Source organism: Natronosalvus caseinilyticus (assembly GCF_017357105.1).
In the GTDB taxonomy this organism is placed as follows: domain Archaea; phylum Halobacteriota; class Halobacteria; order Halobacteriales; family Natrialbaceae; genus Natronosalvus; species Natronosalvus caseinilyticus.
Genome location: NZ_CP071596.1, coordinates 3,804,591 through 3,821,125, shown reverse-complemented (window position 1 = coordinate 3,821,125; position 16,535 = coordinate 3,804,591). Strand labels below are relative to the sequence as shown.

General features: G+C 64.3%; 20 protein-coding genes. 7 read left to right on the top strand and 13 right to left on the bottom strand.

The features are described from left to right. Positions 1–72 precede the first annotated feature (72 nt). Entirely contained in the window at positions 73–558 is a 486-nt protein-coding gene (locus tag J1N60_RS18590) for a metal-dependent hydrolase (RefSeq protein ID WP_312909438.1), read from the top strand. A gap of 181 nt (positions 559–739) precedes the next feature. Continuing rightward, positions 740–2,212, top strand: a complete 1,473-nt coding sequence (gene purF, locus J1N60_RS18585) for an amidophosphoribosyltransferase (RefSeq protein ID WP_312912619.1) — start codon at positions 740–742, stop codon at positions 2,210–2,212. Positions 2,213–2,317: 105 nt separating this feature from the next. Here purF and J1N60_RS18580 read toward each other — a convergent pair whose 3' ends face one another. Continuing rightward, positions 2,318–2,881, bottom strand: coding sequence for a DUF420 domain-containing protein (locus J1N60_RS18580; protein WP_312909437.1), 564 nt, complete (start codon positions 2,879–2,881; stop codon positions 2,318–2,320). Between the two features lie 121 nt (positions 2,882–3,002). Beyond that, positions 3,003–3,677 carry an HD domain-containing protein gene (locus tag J1N60_RS18575; protein WP_312909436.1) on the bottom strand — a complete coding sequence of 225 codons (675 nt, stop codon included), beginning with the start codon at positions 3,675–3,677 and terminating at the stop codon, positions 3,003–3,005. A 158-nt stretch (positions 3,678–3,835) separates the two neighbouring features. Here J1N60_RS18575 and J1N60_RS18570 point away from each other — a divergent pair, with 158 nt between their 5' ends. Next, positions 3,836–4,606 carry an alanyl-tRNA editing protein gene (locus tag J1N60_RS18570; protein ID WP_312909435.1) on the top strand — a complete coding sequence of 257 codons (771 nt, stop codon included), beginning with the start codon at positions 3,836–3,838 and terminating at the stop codon, positions 4,604–4,606. A 55-nt stretch (positions 4,607–4,661) separates the two neighbouring features. Continuing rightward, a complete protein-coding gene (locus J1N60_RS18565) occupies positions 4,662–5,066 on the top strand; it encodes a DUF7344 domain-containing protein (RefSeq protein WP_312909434.1) in 405 nt (134 codons plus the stop codon). 48 nt (positions 5,067–5,114) lie between these two features. Here J1N60_RS18565 and J1N60_RS18560 read toward each other — a convergent pair whose 3' ends face one another. The 3 genes from J1N60_RS18560 to J1N60_RS18550 form a co-directional block, all read right to left on the bottom strand. After that, the gene (locus J1N60_RS18560; RefSeq protein WP_312909433.1) at positions 5,115–6,002 is read right to left on the bottom strand and encodes a DUF7001 family protein; all 888 of its coding nucleotides are present in this window, start codon (positions 6,000–6,002) and stop codon (positions 5,115–5,117) included. A gap of 107 nt (positions 6,003–6,109) precedes the next feature. Continuing rightward, entirely contained in the window at positions 6,110–7,018 is a 909-nt protein-coding gene (locus J1N60_RS18555) for an NAD-dependent epimerase/dehydratase family protein (RefSeq protein WP_312909432.1), read from the bottom strand. 84 nt (positions 7,019–7,102) lie between these two features. After that, complete coding sequence (locus J1N60_RS18550; protein ID WP_312909431.1) at positions 7,103–8,029, bottom strand: sulfide-dependent adenosine diphosphate thiazole synthase; 927 nt, start codon at positions 8,027–8,029, stop codon at positions 7,103–7,105. A 181-nt stretch (positions 8,030–8,210) separates the two neighbouring features. Between J1N60_RS18550 and J1N60_RS18545 the strand changes: the two genes are divergently transcribed. Both J1N60_RS18545 and J1N60_RS18540 read left to right on the top strand, forming a co-directional pair. Then, positions 8,211–8,603 (top strand): FxLYD domain-containing protein, encoded by a 393-nt coding sequence (locus J1N60_RS18545; protein ID WP_312909430.1) that lies wholly within the window; start codon positions 8,211–8,213, stop codon positions 8,601–8,603. A 71-nt stretch (positions 8,604–8,674) separates the two neighbouring features. Next, complete coding sequence (locus tag J1N60_RS18540; RefSeq protein ID WP_312909429.1) at positions 8,675–10,192, top strand: flippase; 1,518 nt, start codon at positions 8,675–8,677, stop codon at positions 10,190–10,192. A gap of 206 nt (positions 10,193–10,398) precedes the next feature. Here J1N60_RS18540 and J1N60_RS18535 read toward each other — a convergent pair whose 3' ends face one another. The 8 genes from J1N60_RS18535 to J1N60_RS18500 all read right to left on the bottom strand — a co-directional run bounded on the left by J1N60_RS18535 (position 10,399) and on the right by J1N60_RS18500 (position 15,637). After that, complete coding sequence (locus J1N60_RS18535; RefSeq protein ID WP_312909428.1) at positions 10,399–10,662, bottom strand: DUF7314 family protein; 264 nt, start codon at positions 10,660–10,662, stop codon at positions 10,399–10,401. Next, positions 10,655–10,909 carry a DUF7315 family membrane protein gene (locus J1N60_RS20710; RefSeq protein ID WP_425499360.1) on the bottom strand — a complete coding sequence of 85 codons (255 nt, stop codon included), beginning with the start codon at positions 10,907–10,909 and terminating at the stop codon, positions 10,655–10,657. Before J1N60_RS20710 ends, J1N60_RS18535 begins: the two co-directional genes overlap by 8 nt. 314 nt (positions 10,910–11,223) lie before the next feature. Next, the gene (locus tag J1N60_RS18525) at positions 11,224–11,997 is read right to left on the bottom strand and encodes a cytochrome b family protein (RefSeq protein ID WP_312909426.1); all 774 of its coding nucleotides are present in this window, start codon (positions 11,995–11,997) and stop codon (positions 11,224–11,226) included. Positions 11,998–12,003: 6 nt separating this feature from the next. Then, on the bottom strand, positions 12,004–12,798 hold the full coding sequence (locus J1N60_RS18520) for a cytochrome b (RefSeq protein WP_312909425.1): 795 nt from the start codon (positions 12,796–12,798) through the stop codon (positions 12,004–12,006). Beyond that, on the bottom strand, positions 12,795–13,673 hold the full coding sequence (locus tag J1N60_RS18515) for a hypothetical protein (protein WP_312909424.1): 879 nt from the start codon (positions 13,671–13,673) through the stop codon (positions 12,795–12,797). Before J1N60_RS18515 ends, J1N60_RS18520 begins: the two co-directional genes overlap by 4 nt. Positions 13,674–13,676: 3 nt before the next feature. Further along, complete coding sequence (locus J1N60_RS18510) at positions 13,677–14,081, bottom strand: DUF7318 family protein (RefSeq protein ID WP_312909423.1); 405 nt, start codon at positions 14,079–14,081, stop codon at positions 13,677–13,679. Positions 14,082–14,083: 2 nt separating this feature from the next. Further along, complete coding sequence (locus J1N60_RS18505; RefSeq protein ID WP_312909422.1) at positions 14,084–14,743, bottom strand: plastocyanin/azurin family copper-binding protein; 660 nt, start codon at positions 14,741–14,743, stop codon at positions 14,084–14,086. 75 nt (positions 14,744–14,818) lie between these two features. Continuing rightward, the gene (locus tag J1N60_RS18500) at positions 14,819–15,637 is read right to left on the bottom strand and encodes a DUF7319 domain-containing protein (RefSeq protein WP_312909421.1); all 819 of its coding nucleotides are present in this window, start codon (positions 15,635–15,637) and stop codon (positions 14,819–14,821) included. Between the two features lie 168 nt (positions 15,638–15,805). Between J1N60_RS18500 and J1N60_RS18495 the strand changes: the two genes are divergently transcribed. Then, positions 15,806–16,465 carry a helix-turn-helix domain-containing protein gene (locus J1N60_RS18495; RefSeq protein WP_312909420.1) on the top strand — a complete coding sequence of 220 codons (660 nt, stop codon included), beginning with the start codon at positions 15,806–15,808 and terminating at the stop codon, positions 16,463–16,465. The last annotated feature ends 70 nt before the right edge of the window (positions 16,466–16,535 follow it).

Sequence of the window (16,535 nt, the reverse complement as noted above, 5' to 3'; positions counted from 1 at the left end):
GCGGATACGGCTCTGGCCACCCTGACCGTCTCGAAGACAGGCTTTTCTCCCTCGGCGACACAGACCGAATCGATGAACAAGAAAGGACACGTGCTCAACGCCGCCCTCCTGGGGATCGGGCTGGCGTACCTCCTCGAGCCGGCCGGGGACGAGACGACTTTCGCGACGGTGCTCGAGGTGGGCGTGCCCGTCACACTCGGGGCGCTGTTCCCGGACGTGGACACGGCGTTCGGGAGACACCGCAAGACGCTGCACAACCTGCCCATCCTGGTGGGGTTCGCCGCCTTTCCGTTCTACTTCGGCAACCTCGAGTGGGTCTGGCTCGGCATCCTGACCCACTACGTGCTCGACGTCGCCGGGAGCAAGCGCGGTATCGCCCTGTTCTACCCGGTCTGGAAGCGGGAGTTCGGTCTCCCTGTCGGCGTCGCCGTCACGAGCCGGCAGGCGGACCTGGTGACGGTCCTCGTCACGGCCGGCGAACTGCTGATCGCCGCGGCCGTTATCTACCGGATGGACGTCTGGGCGAGCGAGACGGCGCGCGCGATGCTCGGGGTGTAGCCGGTTCTCGAAACTCGGCACTGCTCGGAAACTCGACGACGACGCGCATCTATACACGAACACGCATATTCTATCGCTCGAGAAGCCGGATGCGAGCACGAACACGGGGGATTTTTATCGCCCTGGCCCGGTAGGTTCAGCCATGACTGATGGGCGGGGCGAGACACCCCGGCGAACAGGAATGACCGAGAAGTGCGGCGTCGTCGGCGTCGCCCTCGCGGACCGCGACGTCGCGCGGCCGCTCTACTACGGACTCTACGCGCTCCAGCACCGCGGCCAGGAGTCAGCGGGCATCGTCACCCACGACGGCTTCCAGCAACACAGCCACGTCGAACTGGGGCTCGTCGGCGACGCCTTCGACGAGGGCGATCTCGAGTCGCTCACGGGCTCGGCGGGGATCGGTCACGTTCGCTATCCCACCGCCGGGAGCATCGATACCTCCTGCGCCCAACCGTTCTCCGTCTCGTTCAAATCGGGCTCGCTCGGGCTCAGCCACAATGGCAACCTCGTCAACGCCGACGAGATTCGAGACGACCTCGCCGCGCTCGGCCACGCCTTCACCTCCGACGGCGACACGGAGGTGATCGCCCACGACCTCGCGCGCAACCTGCTCGAGGAGGACCTGATCCGGGCGGTCAAGCGGACGATGCAGCGGATTCACGGTTCGTACTCGCTGACGATCATGCACGACGAGACCGTGATGGGCGTCCGCGATCCCCGGGGGAACCGGCCGCTCTGTCTCGGCGAACTCGAGGACGGCTACGTGCTCGCCTCCGAGTCGGCAGCGATCGACACCCTCGGCGGCGAGTTCGTCCGCGACGTCCGACCCGGGGAACTCGTCGTGCTGGAGGAAGACGGCTCCGGGTTCGACTCCTACCAGCTGGTCGAGGCCGAGGCGACCGCTCACTGCTTCTTCGAACACGTCTACTTCGCTCGTCCAGACTCCCAGATCGACGGCACGCTGGTCTACGAGGCCCGGCGCAGACTCGGGCGCAAACTCTGGGAGGAAAGTGGCGTCGAGACCGACGTCGTCATGCCGGTTCCCGACTCCGGGCGTGCGTTCGCCTCGGGGTACGCCGACGCCGCCGACGAGACGACTGCCCAGGGAGAGCCTCGGGAGGAAGACGACGACGGCGTCGAGTTCGCGGAGGGCTTGATGAAAAATCGGTACGTCGGCCGGACGTTCATCATGCCGACCCAGGACGAGCGCGAGCGCGCGGTGCGACTCAAGCTCAACCCGATCACCTCGACGGTCGAGGGTAAGACCGTCACCCTCATCGACGACTCCATCGTCCGGGGGACGACCTCGAACCAGCTCGTCGAACTCCTCAAGAACTCCGGGGCGAAGGAAGTCCACATGCGCATCGGTGCGCCACCGATCGTCGCTCCCTGTTACATGGGGATCAACATGGCGACCCGCGAGGAACTCATCGCCTCGGACAAGACGATTCCCGAAATCGGCGACGAGATCGGTGCCGACAGCCTCGCGTACCTCTCGCCAGACGCCGTCGCCGAGGTGCTCGAGACCGACCGGGACGACCTCTGTCTGGGCTGTGTCACCGGCGAGTACCCCTACGACATCGACGGCGAGGCGACCGACCGCGACGTGACCCGCCCGCAGATCGGGCAAGCGGCCGTCGACGCGGACGACTGAGCGGGCGGCTGTACTCGAGCCGCGCTGTTGTGTCGGGTGCCGTTCTCGAGTGAAGCTGGTGTACTCGTCCGTCAGTCTCGAGTCGATCTGGCTCTCGTTCGTCGGTCAGTAAATCACGTGCAACAACACGTAGACGACGACCCCGAGACTGAACGAGACGAGCCAGAGCACCGCGGCGACTCGCCCGATGCGCGCGTGGGCGGTTCGTCGAAGCTCCGGCACGCTGTGGCTCGCCGCGAGCAGGAGGACGTAGTACAGCAGGGGAATGCAAACGATCGCCAGCAGGATGTGGATCGCCAGGACGGGCAGGTAGACGTACAGTCGGATCGCGTCCGGGCCCGGAAATGGCTGGGAGCCGCCGAGGACCACCAGCCGGTACAGGTACAGGACGAGAAAGGTTGCGAACAGCACGGCCGAGGTCGCCATCAGCAGGCGGTGGCGGTCGACGTTTCCGCGTCTGATCGCGCGCCACCCCGTCGTGATCGTCACGATGGCGGTCAGGCTCAGGAAGACGTTCACCGTCGGAATCGCCTCGAGGAGCCACGCGGGCGGTTTCGGAACGGCCGTCTGTGGAATCACGCCGCCAGCGGCGCCGAACACGAGCGCCAGGGAAACGAGCGAGAGCAGGGCCGTCAGGTGGGGAACCCGATCTCGAGCAACGGCAGTCATAGTCGGGACTCTGGCCCGAATCCCCAAATCGCTACCGTTCGCACGACGATGACGGGACGCAGGGCTGGCGACGCACGATATCGATTACGGACCGAGGCCGAGAGCAGGGGCCAGCTATCCGCTACTCGCCCAGCGCCGCAATCTCGTCCTCGAGCCACTCGCGGAACCACTTCACGCGCTTGAGTCGGCGGTGGGCGATCCCTTCGGCGGTGTCGCTCCGGACGCGCGAGGCGGCGTCGAGGCCGCGCTCGAGGACCCGATCGACCATCTCGTCGGCCTCCATGTGCGTCCGCGCCTCGTAGCCCATCCGCAACAGCATGAGCGCCGTCCCGTTGGCACCGATCTTGTCGAGCAGGTCAGCCTCGATCACGCACTGGCTCTCCATCGAGAGGTCAGTCACGTCGCCCTGGTAGGAGTGGTACTCGATGGCGCGGGTGATCTGGGCGATGAACGACTCCGGGTACTCGCCCTGGGCCTCGAGGTACTCGCGGGCGACGCGAGCGCCGGCCTCGGCGTGGAGTTCCTGGTCGGTCTCGAGTTTCGCGACGTCGTGAAACAGCGCGGCGACGCGCGTGACGTCGACGTCAGCGCCCTCTTTCTCGGCGATCTCGGTCGCCAGCTCGACGACGTTGAGGATGTGGTTGTGGCGGTACTCGGCGGAGTGCCAGGGGTACCACCGCATCCGGCCGCCCTCGTCTTCCTTCTCCACGCTGGCGGCGAGGTACTCGAAGACGAACTGTTTCATGGCCTCGAACTCGGTGTCGGTGACCGTGGTCTCGGTTATCTCGACACCCACGATAGATCCCTCCGCAATATACGAACGATAGTCATTACACGGACATTAGCGTGATTCACTCTTTAGCCTTTGGTTCGGGGCGATGGACAGACGTTGGGTTTTGTCTCGATCAACGACACTCGCCAGCATATATCTCCCTCGAGCCCCTGGGCTCGCCTATGACCGACCTCCTGTACCTCGAGGACTCGAACGTTCGAACGTTCGATGCCACCGTCGAGCGAATCCTCGAGGACGGCCGCGTCGTCCTCGATCGAACGCACTTCTACCCCGAAGGCGGGGGCCAGCCGGCGGACACGGGGACCCTTCGCGTCGACGCTGACGGAGCGACGCTCGAGTGGCCCGTCGCTGACGTCCAGAAACGCGATACGGTGTACCACGCCCTGGATCTCGAGGCGGGTCCAGATTCGACGGCCGCGTCGATCACGGACGCCCTCGAGCCCGGAACAACCGTGACCGGCGAACTCGACTGGGATCGACGGGACGCACACATGCGCTATCACACGGCCCAGCACCTCCTCTCGGCGTACCTGCTCGAGGCCTACGACGCGCCGACGACGGGCAACCAGCTCTACGCCGACCGCGCCCGCCTCGACTGCGCGTACGACCGCTTCCAGGACGACGATCTCGCGGCGATCGAGGCGGCCATCAACGACCTGATCGACGACGACCTTGCCGTTCGCTGGTACGAACTCGAGCGCGACGTCGCCGAAACCGACCTGGACCTCGAACGCACGCGCATCGATCTCCTGCCCGCCAGCATCACGGAGATCCGGATCGTCGAGATCGGGGACGAGAACGACCCACTCGACCGGGTGGCGTGTGCCGGCACGCACGTCCAGTCGACCGCGGACCTCGGCACCCTCGAGATCACTGGCCGCGAAACTGCCGGAAGCGGGGAGGAACGTGTCAGGTTTCGGCTCCTCGAGTAACCGCCCTAATATTTTTGGCGGAATTATTGAGGGGGAGAGGGTCCCGGTAGTAGTTATGTCAACCGTTCGAACCCCATCGGTGGAGCCGCTCTTCGAGGCGCTTGCGGACGCCCGGCGCCGGTACGTGCTGTCGCTACTACTGGCCCGTCCGGAGGTGAGCCTCGAGGAACTCTGCGACGAGGTCGTCGGCTGGGAGCGAGCGGGGGCCGACGACGCCGTCGTCCGAGGCTCGATGATCACCGTTTCGCTGGTACACAACCACGTGCCGAAACTCGACGAGGTGGGGCTGGTCGACTACGACGCCGAGAACGGACGCGTCACTCGAGCGGACGTCGACCTCGAGACGCGGCGCATCGTCGAGCGAGCGATCGAACTCGACGAGTCGGTACCGGTGGCACCCGCGTCGCCGGTCGGCGGCGATTACCGTCCGGAATCGTCGCTCGCGCTCGACGACGAGTGATCGCTCGAGGGAGTGCGAGCGCGAGCGACTGTATTCACATCTGCGCTGTCACTCGCCTCCCTCAGCCTTCGCAACTGTATCCGCGCCATCACTCGCATCTTTGTCAGTATCCGCATTTACGTCCTCACCATCGACCGCGTCCGCCTCAGCATCCGCATCTGCCTCAGCGTCCACGTTCGCGTAGACCGCGGCGTGGTCGACGCAAAACGCTGGCTCCACTAGCTGCGCCCGAACGAGGTCTTCGTGGGTGTGGGCGTTGTACAGCCGACAGGTCGGCTCCGGACAGAACGGCTCGCCGGTCTCGAGGTAGTGGACGGCCTGGAGCACGTACCCGCACATCGCGTCGGTCGTCCGGGGGTCGTCCTCGAGGAGGAACTCGTCCGCGACGTCGCGCTCGAGAATCTCCCTCGGCGGCACGTCGCCCGAAACCAGCGCCCGTCGTTGTTGCTCCTGGTAGTACGATTCGGGCTTGGCCGGCGCCTCGTACAGTCCGGGAACCGAGACGAGCGCCGGCTGGCCGGGAACCGTCACCCGCTTGTGCCAGCGTCCGTCGTGGTTGCCCCACGTCGCGAGTGCGCGGTCGAGGAGGACGACGTGTGCCCACTCGAGTCCTCGCTCGTCGGCCGGCAGTTCCCGGTTGAGCGCGCGAGCGATTTGGGCGCCGTCGTAGAGCACGCCGCCTTCCCGCTCGGGGTGCTCGAGTGCTCGCATTTCGTAGCGAACGGTCCCGAGCATCGTGTTCCCCGTCTCTCGCTCGCGCGGCCCTCGAATCCGGGCAGCCGCGAACCGTTCCGCCAACTCGTCGCCATCAACGTCGTCCAGAAACCGTTCTCGTACCGTTACCGACGCTTCGAGTCGCGACTCGAGCCACGCGGCGACGGCCTCGGTGTCGACGACGGTGGTCGGTGCGCGGTAGATGGCGACGTGCTCGACCATGGTACAATGTAGTGGTACCATCGGGTGTAACCATTGCGGTCGATCCTCGAGCGAGTCGAAATATAGAGGTCTTCGAGCGGGCCGAGCGACGAATCCGACCGCGTCGCTCACTCCAGAAACAGCGGCCCCGGCACTTGCTCGAGTTCGGCGTCCTCCCACGTGTGCTCGGGCTGCCAGTCGAGTTCTCGACCCGCCTTCTCGGTGCTGAACGCCGACTGGTCTCCCTCGAGGGTACAGGAGTCGGGCAGGTCGCCGAAGACCGTCTCGATCACCTCGGCGGTCGGGCGGTCGAGGAAGTTGTTCTCGGCCGCCGCGAGGTACACCTCGTGGCTCCCGTGGCCGTGGCCCTCGCGGTCGGCCTTGGGGTCCACCTCGAGCGCCGCGCGAACGATCGTTACGACGTCGCGAACGTCGACGTACGACCAGAAGTTGCCGTTCGGGTCCGCTGTCTCCGGATCGAACGTCTCCCGTCCCTGGGCCGTCCGCTGGCTCCCTGGGTACGTGATCCAGGAAGGCCGAATCGACGTCACCGAGATGCCGTACTTGCGGGCGGTCGCCGCGGCGAGGTCCTCGCCGACGAGTTTCGACGTGGCGTAGGGATCCTCCGGTCGCAACGGGTGGTCCTCGTCGATCGGGAAGTACTCGGGAAGCCACGGTTCGTCCGCGAAGACCGACCCGTAGATGCTCTCGCTCGAGGCCCAGACGACGTCCGCGCCGACTCGGCCCGCGGCCTCGAACACGTGGTAGGTGCTCTCGACGTTCGTCAGAAATGTCTCGGCTCCCAGTTTGATCCCGTTACGCGGAATCGCGGCGAAGTGGACCACGGCGTCGGGGTCGTACGTCTGAAGAAGTTCCCACGTCTGGCCCTGTTCTCTAAGATCGGCCTCGAGGAAGGTGACGTTCTCGCGGGCCCGGGGCGGACGCTCGAGGTCGACGACGTCGTAGCCGTCTCGAGCGAGGTCCTCAACGATCCAGCTGCCGGCGCCGCCGGTTGCGCCGGTGACGATGACGGTCATATCGACCGTTTCTCGAGCGGTCCCTAAATGCTGTAGCTTTCGGCGTCGATCACCGGCTCCGGAACGGGGCGGTGACCAACCGTCTCAGTCGTCCGCGGGGACTCGACTCGTCAACTCCACCGGTTCGGCGTCCACCTCGAGTTCATCGAGGGCGACCTGGGCGGCGCGCTTGCCGGAGACGAGCATAGCGCCGAAGGTGGGGCCCATGCGGGGCAGGCCGTAGGCGGTCGCTGTCGCCATGCCCGTCGCGATGAGTCCGTCGTGGACGAGACCGGTGTGTTCGACGACGGCGTCCTCGCTCTTGCCCACCCACATCGAGTCGTGACCGGGTGAGTCGTGACCGGGGGCGCCGTAGGTGTCGCCATCGGTCTGATCCATCACCGTGCCGCGCTCGCGAGCGTCTCGGATTCCGGGCGCGTCGAGGACGCCGCGTTCGTCCAGCTTGGTGATCGCCATCGCGTCGTGGCCCGTTGCGTCGATTACCAGGTCCGCCTCGACGGCGATGGGGTCGACGCAGGTAATCTCGCGGGGCAGGGCGTGGACCGGCGTCCAGTTCATCACGATGCCGGCGACGCGGTGGTCCTCGCGGATGACGATGTCCGTGAACTCCGTCATGTTCTGCATCTTCGCGCCCGCGTCGCAGGCGGCTTTGATCAGCGCGGAGCAGGCGTGGGGCCCGTTGGCGACGTACAGCCCCTCGGTGTCGGCCGCGGGTTTGTACTCGACGTCGAGTTCCTCGAGCACCCGTTGGGCGGGGGAGCGGACGGTAACCTTGTTCATCAGGAAGCCGCCGAGCCAGAAGCCGCCGCCGAGGTAGTTGTTCTTCTCGACGACCATCGTCTTCACGCCGCGCTCGGCGAGTTCCTTCGCGGCGGTCAGTCCGGAGGGGCCGCCACCGACGATGATGACGTCCGAGTCGGAGAAGTCCATGAACTCCTCGGTCCACTCCTGTCCAATCGCTCGAGTTACGTCTGCTTCGCCAACGTCACTGAACGGTTCGAACTCGCTCATATTCACAAGTGGTACGACCAGGTAGTAAAACGTATCGAATCGGCTCGAGCACACACCGGTCGCCACAAAGCCGCTCGTACTGCTCGAGCCGTCCGACGACGGGCGGCCGGCGTCGTTCACTTGACACGGCCGTTCCCGAAGGCTGAAGAGTCGACCCGTCGAACTGGTAGCTGACTCGCGTATGAAACGCCGCGCGCTCCTCGCGTCGACCGCCCTCGCCTCGCTGTCCCTCTCGGGGTGTCTCGACCTCCTGACGGACAGCGGCGAGGACATCCTCGAGCCGACGGACCTGGTGGTCGTCTGGTCGGATCTCCTCCGGGAGAACCCCTGGACCGACGAGGAGCGCGTCTCTGTCTGGGGACTCATCCGTAACGAGGGGGAACGTGAACCGACCTACGTCGAGATCCGGGCGACGTTCTTCGACGCCGACGGCGAGGAGATCGATACCGTCATCGAACACATCGACGACACGACGGAGGGAACCGACTGGCCGTTCGAAGTGGAGTTCCCGCACTTCGGCGAGGCGGCCAGAGAGGTCGCCAGCTACGAACTCGAGCCAGCGACGAGCGTCTGAGCGGGTATCTGTGACCGACTCGAGCCGAACCACCAACCCAGCAGTCGACTCAATACACGACTCTCGAGGACATGACCGAACACGATTCAGGGGTTTCCACGCTGGCGAAACAGGGGAGTATCACGTTCGTCGGGAACGTCCTCAACGGCGTTCTCGCGTTCGCCATCGTGATGCTGATGACGCGGTTCGTCAGCCCTTCCGTCTACGGACTGTGGGTGCTCGCGACGTCGGTCATCCTCTTCATGCAGGTGTTCGCGAACCTCGGATTGCCCCTGGCGATCGATTACTTCGTCCCGCAGTACCTTGAGGCGGACGAACCCGGGAAGGCCAAAGGCGTCATCGTGCAGGTGACGGCGACCGTCCTGGTCACGTCGTCGCTGGTCGCGCTCGCTCTCGCGATGACGGCCGACCAGTTCGGCGTCTTCTTCCGAGAGCCCTCGCTCGAGGTCGCGCTCCTGTTGCTGGCGGTGACGATTCCGATGCTCGCGATGTACAACGTTCTGCTCAAATCCTTCTACAGCATCAAGAAGCTCCAGTACCGGGTCGTGATGCGCGACATCGTTCGTCCGGTGGTTCGGTTCGTCGTCACCGCGGCGCTTCTCCTGGCCGGGTTCGGGTTACTCGGACTCGCGGGCGGTTACCTGGTCGGACTCTTCGTGTGCATCGTGGTCGGCGCTCTCCTCTTCACCTACCGCGCCTGGGAGATTATGTCGGCGACGTTCGAACCCGTCGCGCCGGGGCCGATGATCCGCTACTCGGTACCCTTGGCCATGACGAGCGTCGTCTTCGTCCTGATGGGCCACGTCGATTACTTCGTCCTCGGGTACTTCCTCGACTCGGGCGAAGTCGGTATCTACCGCGTCGGTTACATGCTCGGCTCCGGGTTGATGATCATCTTCAATTCCCTCTCGCCCGTGTTCAAACCGCTCATCGCCGAAACGCGAGACGACACCGCCCTCGTCCAGGAGCGCTTTCGCGTCGCCGCTCGCTGGATCGCGGGCATCACCCTCCCGTTCGCGATCATCATCTCTCTCGGTGCAGAAGCGTTTCTCTCCGTCATGTACACGCCCCAGTACGGTGAAGCCAGCGCCGTCGTCGCCCTCCTCGCGATGGCCTTCCTGTTCAACGTCACCTTCGGCGGTCCCGACGGCACCCTCCTGCAGGGGATGGGCTACTCCCGAATCGTCTTCGCCAACACCCTCGCACTCTTCGGCACCAACCTCGTCGTCTCGTTCCTCCTCGTCCCGATCTACGGCATCAACGGGGCCGCCATCGGGTCGGCGTCCGCGCTCGTGGTCGTCGGCCTCCTGACCCTGGGCGAACTCCACGTCGTCGACGAAATCCACCCCTTCACTCGAGACTTCGCCACCGTCGTGTTCGCGGGGATCCCGGCCGCTCTCGCCGGGCTTCCGCTCGTCCTCCTCGTCGACTCGCACCTCGTCGTCGTCGCCACGCTCCCGCTCGTGGTTCTCTTCGTGTACGTGGCCACCCTCGTCGTCACTGATGCGTTCACTGACAAGGACATCCAGCTCGCCAACGAGTTCGGGTTCAATCTCCGATCCTGGTTACCGAGGCGGGGCGGACAGTGACGGGTGGCGGCCGCGACCGCTCGAGCCGATCCGTCTCGAGCTACTGTCTAATGCACTGGCTCGAGCTACTGACGTTCGGCACCGACTCGAGCCACCACGAGTACCAGCGTAACCGACGGTAGACCGTCCTCGAGAACGCAGACGCTCGATGGACAGATGAACAGGAAACCGAGCGGAAGCCGGAAAAAGACGCGACGAGAGATGGTTCAGTTGTTCTCGGCGTAGTGGGTTCGCACGCGCCGGCCAGCCGGGATGAGTGCCCAGAACGTGACCGCGCCCAGGATACCGAAGTAGAACGCCGCTTCCTTGACGACCAGTGCCAGCGTCGTGTACGTGCCGGGGTCTTCGGGGTTCGGTCCGACGAGCTGGGTGTCGTAGAACGACGGCGTGTTGTACCAGCCGGCGAAGGTCATCCACACCAGGAGCCCGAGGGACAGGATTACGAAGCCCTTGACGAATTCGTCAGCCATTGTGTGATCCTTCGTCGGCGTCGTCTTTAGCGTTTCCCATTCCAGCCGTTCGAAATCGGGTCGAGAACGCGTAGGCTCCGGCCCCGCACGCGATCAGCGCTACGCCGAGCAACGCCAGCCCGATGCTCACGTCCGAAGCCGCCGCCTGTGCTCGATCGGTCGCGACGTCGAGTACGATGAACCCGCCGAGAATGGCGACCACCGCGAGCAGCGTCGAGAAGACGGTGATCGTCTTGTACAACCGCATGGGAACGACGACCTCGCGCTGTCCCGAGGCGCCGACTCGAGGTCCTTCGGCGGTGCCATCGCTCTCGCTCTCCTTCTCGCCCCCGTCCCCGTCCTCGAGGCCTCGTTCGCGCTCTCCCGTCCGCGCCTCCTCCGCCGGCGGGTCCGACCCCGATTCTGAGCCGCTCATAGCCTGGCTACGCGGCGACGGAAAATGAGTACTTTGACTTCACTCGGCGGTACGTCTCGAGTTGAGCGGCTCGACTGGATGGAGAAACACAGCGGCTGGTTGGACACCACCGTGAACGACGAAAGTAAAAGCCCGTACGCAACGACCTACCGCGGCGGTCGTAATCGGTAGTACCGCTTGTTGAGGTTGTACATGTACCCCTCCCGCATCGTCTTCAACACCGCGTAGGTGATGATAGCCCCGATGACGGGCAGGAAGAACGCCATGTCGAACGTGATGTGGACGTCCCAGGGGAACATGGCCTCGATCGGCAGGAGCGATAGCGTGAACGCGAAGATGACGCCGCCGACGCCAATCGATGCCCAGAACGGCTCCTCGACGGGCCGCCGGGCGCTCCCCTTGTTCAGGAACGGGAGAACCGCGATTGCCCCGAAGACGACGCCGTTCGCCAGCACGCCGTAGAGCTGGTCGGACATGATCTTCTCGCCCCCGGCGAGCGCCAGTTCGGGGTTCAGCGACTCGAGGTGCAGCAGACCGAACGACCAGTAGAGGTACCAGTCGGGCAGGATGACCGAGGGCGTCTCGGATGGATTTGCCGGGTCCTCGATCGTCGGTGGCAACAACGCCGCGAGGAACAGCAACATACCGACGAAGAAACTCGCGAGTGCGAGGTTTCGGATCGTCTCGTGGGGCCAGGCGGGGAAGCCGAGTACGTCGCGCTCGACGTAACTCGACTCCTGACGGAGGTCCTGGTCCTCCCGGCGGGCCCGCTCGAAGTACTCGTAGGTGAGTCGCGAGAGCCCGGTCGTTCGCTCTTTGCGTTCGCTCCAGGTCGGCACCTCGTCGTCGGGAGCGACGATGCCGGTGCCGCTTCCGTCGGTTCGGACGTCGTTGTTTGCGTCGGTGTCTGTATCAGTCATAGTAGATCAGTGTGGTTCGGCGATGCCCTGCATCCAGACGATGCCAATGTGGAGTGCGATCAGCGCCGTGACGACGAACGGCAAGACGAACACGTGCAGGATGTACATCCGCTGGAGCGTCGGTTGCCCGAGGCTGAGACCGCCGAACAGCAGGTTCGCGGCCCACTCGCCGACGATGGGGACCGAAATCGCCATCTCGACGCCGATCTGTCCCGCCCAGAACGCGAGCTGGTTCCAGGGCAGGAGGTAGCCGGTGTACCCGAAGAGGACGGTCAGCGCCAGAAGTACGACGCCGAGCAGCCAGTTGACCTCACGCGGTTCCTTGTACGCGCCCGTGAAGTAGACGCGAAGCATGTGCAAGAAGACCGCGGCGACCATCACTTGCGCAGACCAGCGGTGGATGCTCCGGAGCATGAATCCGAAGTTGAGATCCGCCATGATCGCCTCGACGGTCTGGTACGCAACCGGCGTTTCGCCGGCCGTCGACGGGGAGTAGTAAAAGCCCAGCAGTGCGCCGCTTATCGCGGCGACGATGTACGCGAGCAGTGAGAACGAACCCAGTGCGTAGAGCGGATACCAGTACCAGAACTTGTTGTCGAGGTTGTACTGTTCGGTGTGGCTCTTTGGCATCTGGAGGTTGATCTTGTAGTACATGTCCTCCAGCAACTCGAGGTAGTCGACGAGTCGGAGCCGTCGGTCGAGCCAGATCAGCATCGTCAGGTAGGATTTCTCGATGAGCGAGAGGTCCTTCTCGGCGAGCCACGCACCGTGGTCGTGTTCGTCTTTGCGCTCTAAGCTCATTCGTCATCACCCTCCGGTCGCGGGAGCGCCACGAACTGCTGTTCGGTGATGTTGAAGGGTTTGTAGACGGAGTTGTGGCAGTTGCAGTAAATTTCGTTCGCGGCGCCGAACGCCGCTGCGTCGTCGAGCGTTCGGTAACCCGGCGCACAGCAGAAGTGCGTACACTTGTTGACGTAGCCGAGGTAGCGCCCGCCGTCTTCGTCCTCGGGGCAGGACGCTTCAACCCACTCGCGGGTGGCGTCGTCCATGCTGTCGACGTCGAGTTGATCCGTCTTGATCACCAGCACGGGAACGGTCTGTTCCGGGGGAACGTTCTGTGACCGCCAGGTTCCCGTTGCGGGTTTACCCTGGCCCGGTTCGCCGATGTCGTTGGTCCACTCGTCGTAGTCCTCGAAATCCTCGGTGAGCATCGGGTCGCCGTTCTCGACGTCCGACATCCACTCGTACGAACCGGCGTCGTAGCGAAGGACCTGATCCTCGCCATCGGCGTCGGGTTTGATCCCGCCGAACGTCTGGACGCCGCAGTACTGGTACCACTCGGTCGTGTACTCCACGCCGCCGAGTTCCATGCTCGCTTCGGTGAATTCGCTCCCGTCGGGGAGGGTTTGCGTTTCTGGCTCGGGCCAGATTCCGAGCAGCTGTCCATCGTCGTCGATCTCGATGGGAATCTGTGGAAGTCCGCGGGGGGCCGGACCGGCGGTTCGTTCCGCGCCGAAGTAGTTGACGAACCCGCCACCGCCGCTCGAGGGAGCGGTCGCGCTCGAGACGGCGACTGCGCCAGTCGTCAGCACGCCGGCGAGCACGGACCCACCGACGACGCCCTTGACGAAGCGGCGACGATCGGACTCGACTGGATATTTGTCGTCGTTAGCCATTGGTTATCGTTTGTAGTAGGGGTAGATTGCGCGTTTGATCGTGTCCCATGCACCGGCGTCGTCGGACAGCGTCTGTCCCTCGACGTCTGACTCGCGGACGTAGAGGTCTTCCCACTTGCGACGGCGCTTCTTGACGATCATCACGTCGGGCAGGAACTCCTTGCGGTACAGCAGGAGGATGAACCCGAGGTTGAGGAAAATCGCCGACAGCAAGAACCCGAGGAACGTGTTCCCGACGCCGGCATCGAGTCCAGCGATCGCCCAGTTCGCCGAGAGACCGTACACGAACAGCGAGACGAAGATGATCTGCACGAACGTCAGCAGGACGATCGCGATCGCCGCGGCGGTGCTCTCACGTGGGGGTTCGTAGCGGTGAATATCGCCGTAGGTGCTTCCTGACGATGACATGGTTATTTCCTCCCTGGGCTGCTGGTGTTGGCCGATTCACCGTACTTCAGCAGGTAGAACGTGAAGACGAGGGCGATGAAAATCGCGAAGAACGACGCGACGCCGACGAAGTGCTTCTGGATCGGGACGCCGAGGTCGTGGATGTCGACGTCGGCGGCCGCTGCGCCTTCGCCGCCTGCGTCCTGGGTCACTTCGATGGAACCAGTCATGCCAACGCTCACGTGAGGCTCACAGATGTAGTCGTACGTTCCTTCGACATCGAAGGTGTGTTCGTACGTCCCATCCGACTGAAGATCGGGGTGTCCCTCCCAGTCAGCGTCTTCCGGGATCTCGCTCGGGGCGATGTTGTGATCCGCGTCGCCAACCCACTCCCAGACGACCGTCGTGCCGGGTTGAACGGTTAGATCTGCGGGAACGAACTCGTTGTCGTCGACTTCGACGGTTTCGGTGCCGCCGCCTCCGCCGCCTCCGCCACTGCCGTCGGCAGACTCGTTGCCGCCTTCTTCGCCGCCGGCTTCGGTGTCGTTTCCGTCGCCACCGTCACCTGTTTCGGTGTCGTTACCGTCCTCTTCTTCCTGGGCTACGACGGGTGTCGCAGCAGTGGCGGCTACGGCACCCCCGGACACGCCGCTGGCCGCTACCATAAACTCCCGCCTCTTCATACAGTGTGGACTCAGGAACGTGTTCGCTTAAACCCACCGATGCAGCCGCTGGCCGTGCCCCGCAGTATCGTGGTGTTACTCCTCGAGCGGCGACCGATTTCGAGGCGGTGCGTCGCGCTCGAAGGCCTCGTCGTCGATGGGGAGAAACGAGGGCCGATCCCCGGAGCCGATCGTTCGCAGGCGCGACTCGTACGCTTCGGTCCGGAATCGATTCGAGAGTCGGGCGTTCGCCACCATCAAGAACAGCACGAGCGAGATGACGACGAGCGCGAAGCCCACGATGCCGAGGACGAGCTGGGACTGGAGTCCCTGCACCAGCCAGACCCCGATCGCGACGACCCCGATGACGAGCTGGGCAGCCGCCAGCAACTGGAGCATCCAGTTGCCGAGTTCGCTGTGTTCGCCCTCGAGGTCGGCGGGCTCGGGGAGGTGCCAGTCGGCGGGCGGTTCCTCGACGTCGTAGCTCTCCATCGAACACAGGGCGACGGTGGGTTTGACGTCGCGAACGACCGTTCCGCGGCCCTCGACGGTTCCGTCCGGGAAGATGATCGCGTAATCGGTGTCGGAGTACGCGACGAGACTTCGTCGGCCGTCGACGACGGCGTACTCGAGCATCGCGAACACCTCCCGGTAGGCGATCCGGGATTTGAGTTCCCGTTCGACGCGCTCGAGGAGTTCGTCGCCGGTGATCCAGGTGTCCGCGTCGAAGGCGACGTCCCACTCCTCCGGGCTTATCTCGGCCATATCGGCCTCGCTGAAGTTCTCGAAGTCGTACTTCGCCTCGACCTGCCGGCGGAGGTCCTCGACTGACTGGTCGTCATCTCCGGTCGCCGCAGGGTCGGCCGACGGCTCGGTCGTTCGGCCGGCGGACGGTTCGTCCGAAGCGTCGGTCATCGTTCGAGGATGGGACCCGTAGCCGCATAAGCGCCGCGACGTGTACTGACGAGCGAAACGGTGCTCCGCTCCGTGCTGCCGAATCATTCCGCCCGAGGGAAAGAGGGGAAGGGGACGAGGTATCAGGCAACACCACTACGTGCGTGGCCGTGATACCCCCGGCCAGCAATGAGCGTCACGCTGGAGTTTACCGTCGAGAGCGACCAGTTCACACTCGGACAGGTGCTATCTGGTCCGCCGTCGATGCGCATCGAACTCGAGCGGATCGTCCCCACTGGAGACTCCGCGATGCCATTTCTGTGGGTATCAGGCGAGGACTACGCCTCGTTCGAGGAGAAGGTCGTCTCACACCGCTTCGTCGAGGACATCATCGCCATCGACCGCGTCGAGAACGCGGTTCTGTACCGCGTCACGTGGCACGATCATCACACTGATCTGATCCAAGGAATCACGGACGCACAGGGGACGGTGTTACAGGCGTACAGCAACGACGGCTGGGAGTTCCACGTTCGATTTCCGGACCACGACCAGCTCTCGCGGTTTCACAACTACATCACCGACGAAGGCATCTCTATCCACATCAATCGAACCTACACGGTCACCGAGCGAACCGAGAGCGTCCACCAGTTCGGCCTCTCGGACGAGCAACGCGAAGCCCTCGTCCTCGGGCTCCGTCGCGGCTACTTCGACACGCCGAGCGAGGCGAGTCTAGACGAACTCGCCGACGAACTCGGCATCTCCCAGCAGGCCGTCTCCAACCGCGTACGTCGGGGTACGAAGCAGGTGCTCAGTGAGATATTACTCTCGACTGCGGCCGACTTCGACTGACCCCCGTCTTAAGAGGGTTGTCTCAACAATAATGACCCCTTTCTCGATGGATCAAATACCCCTAGCCAGG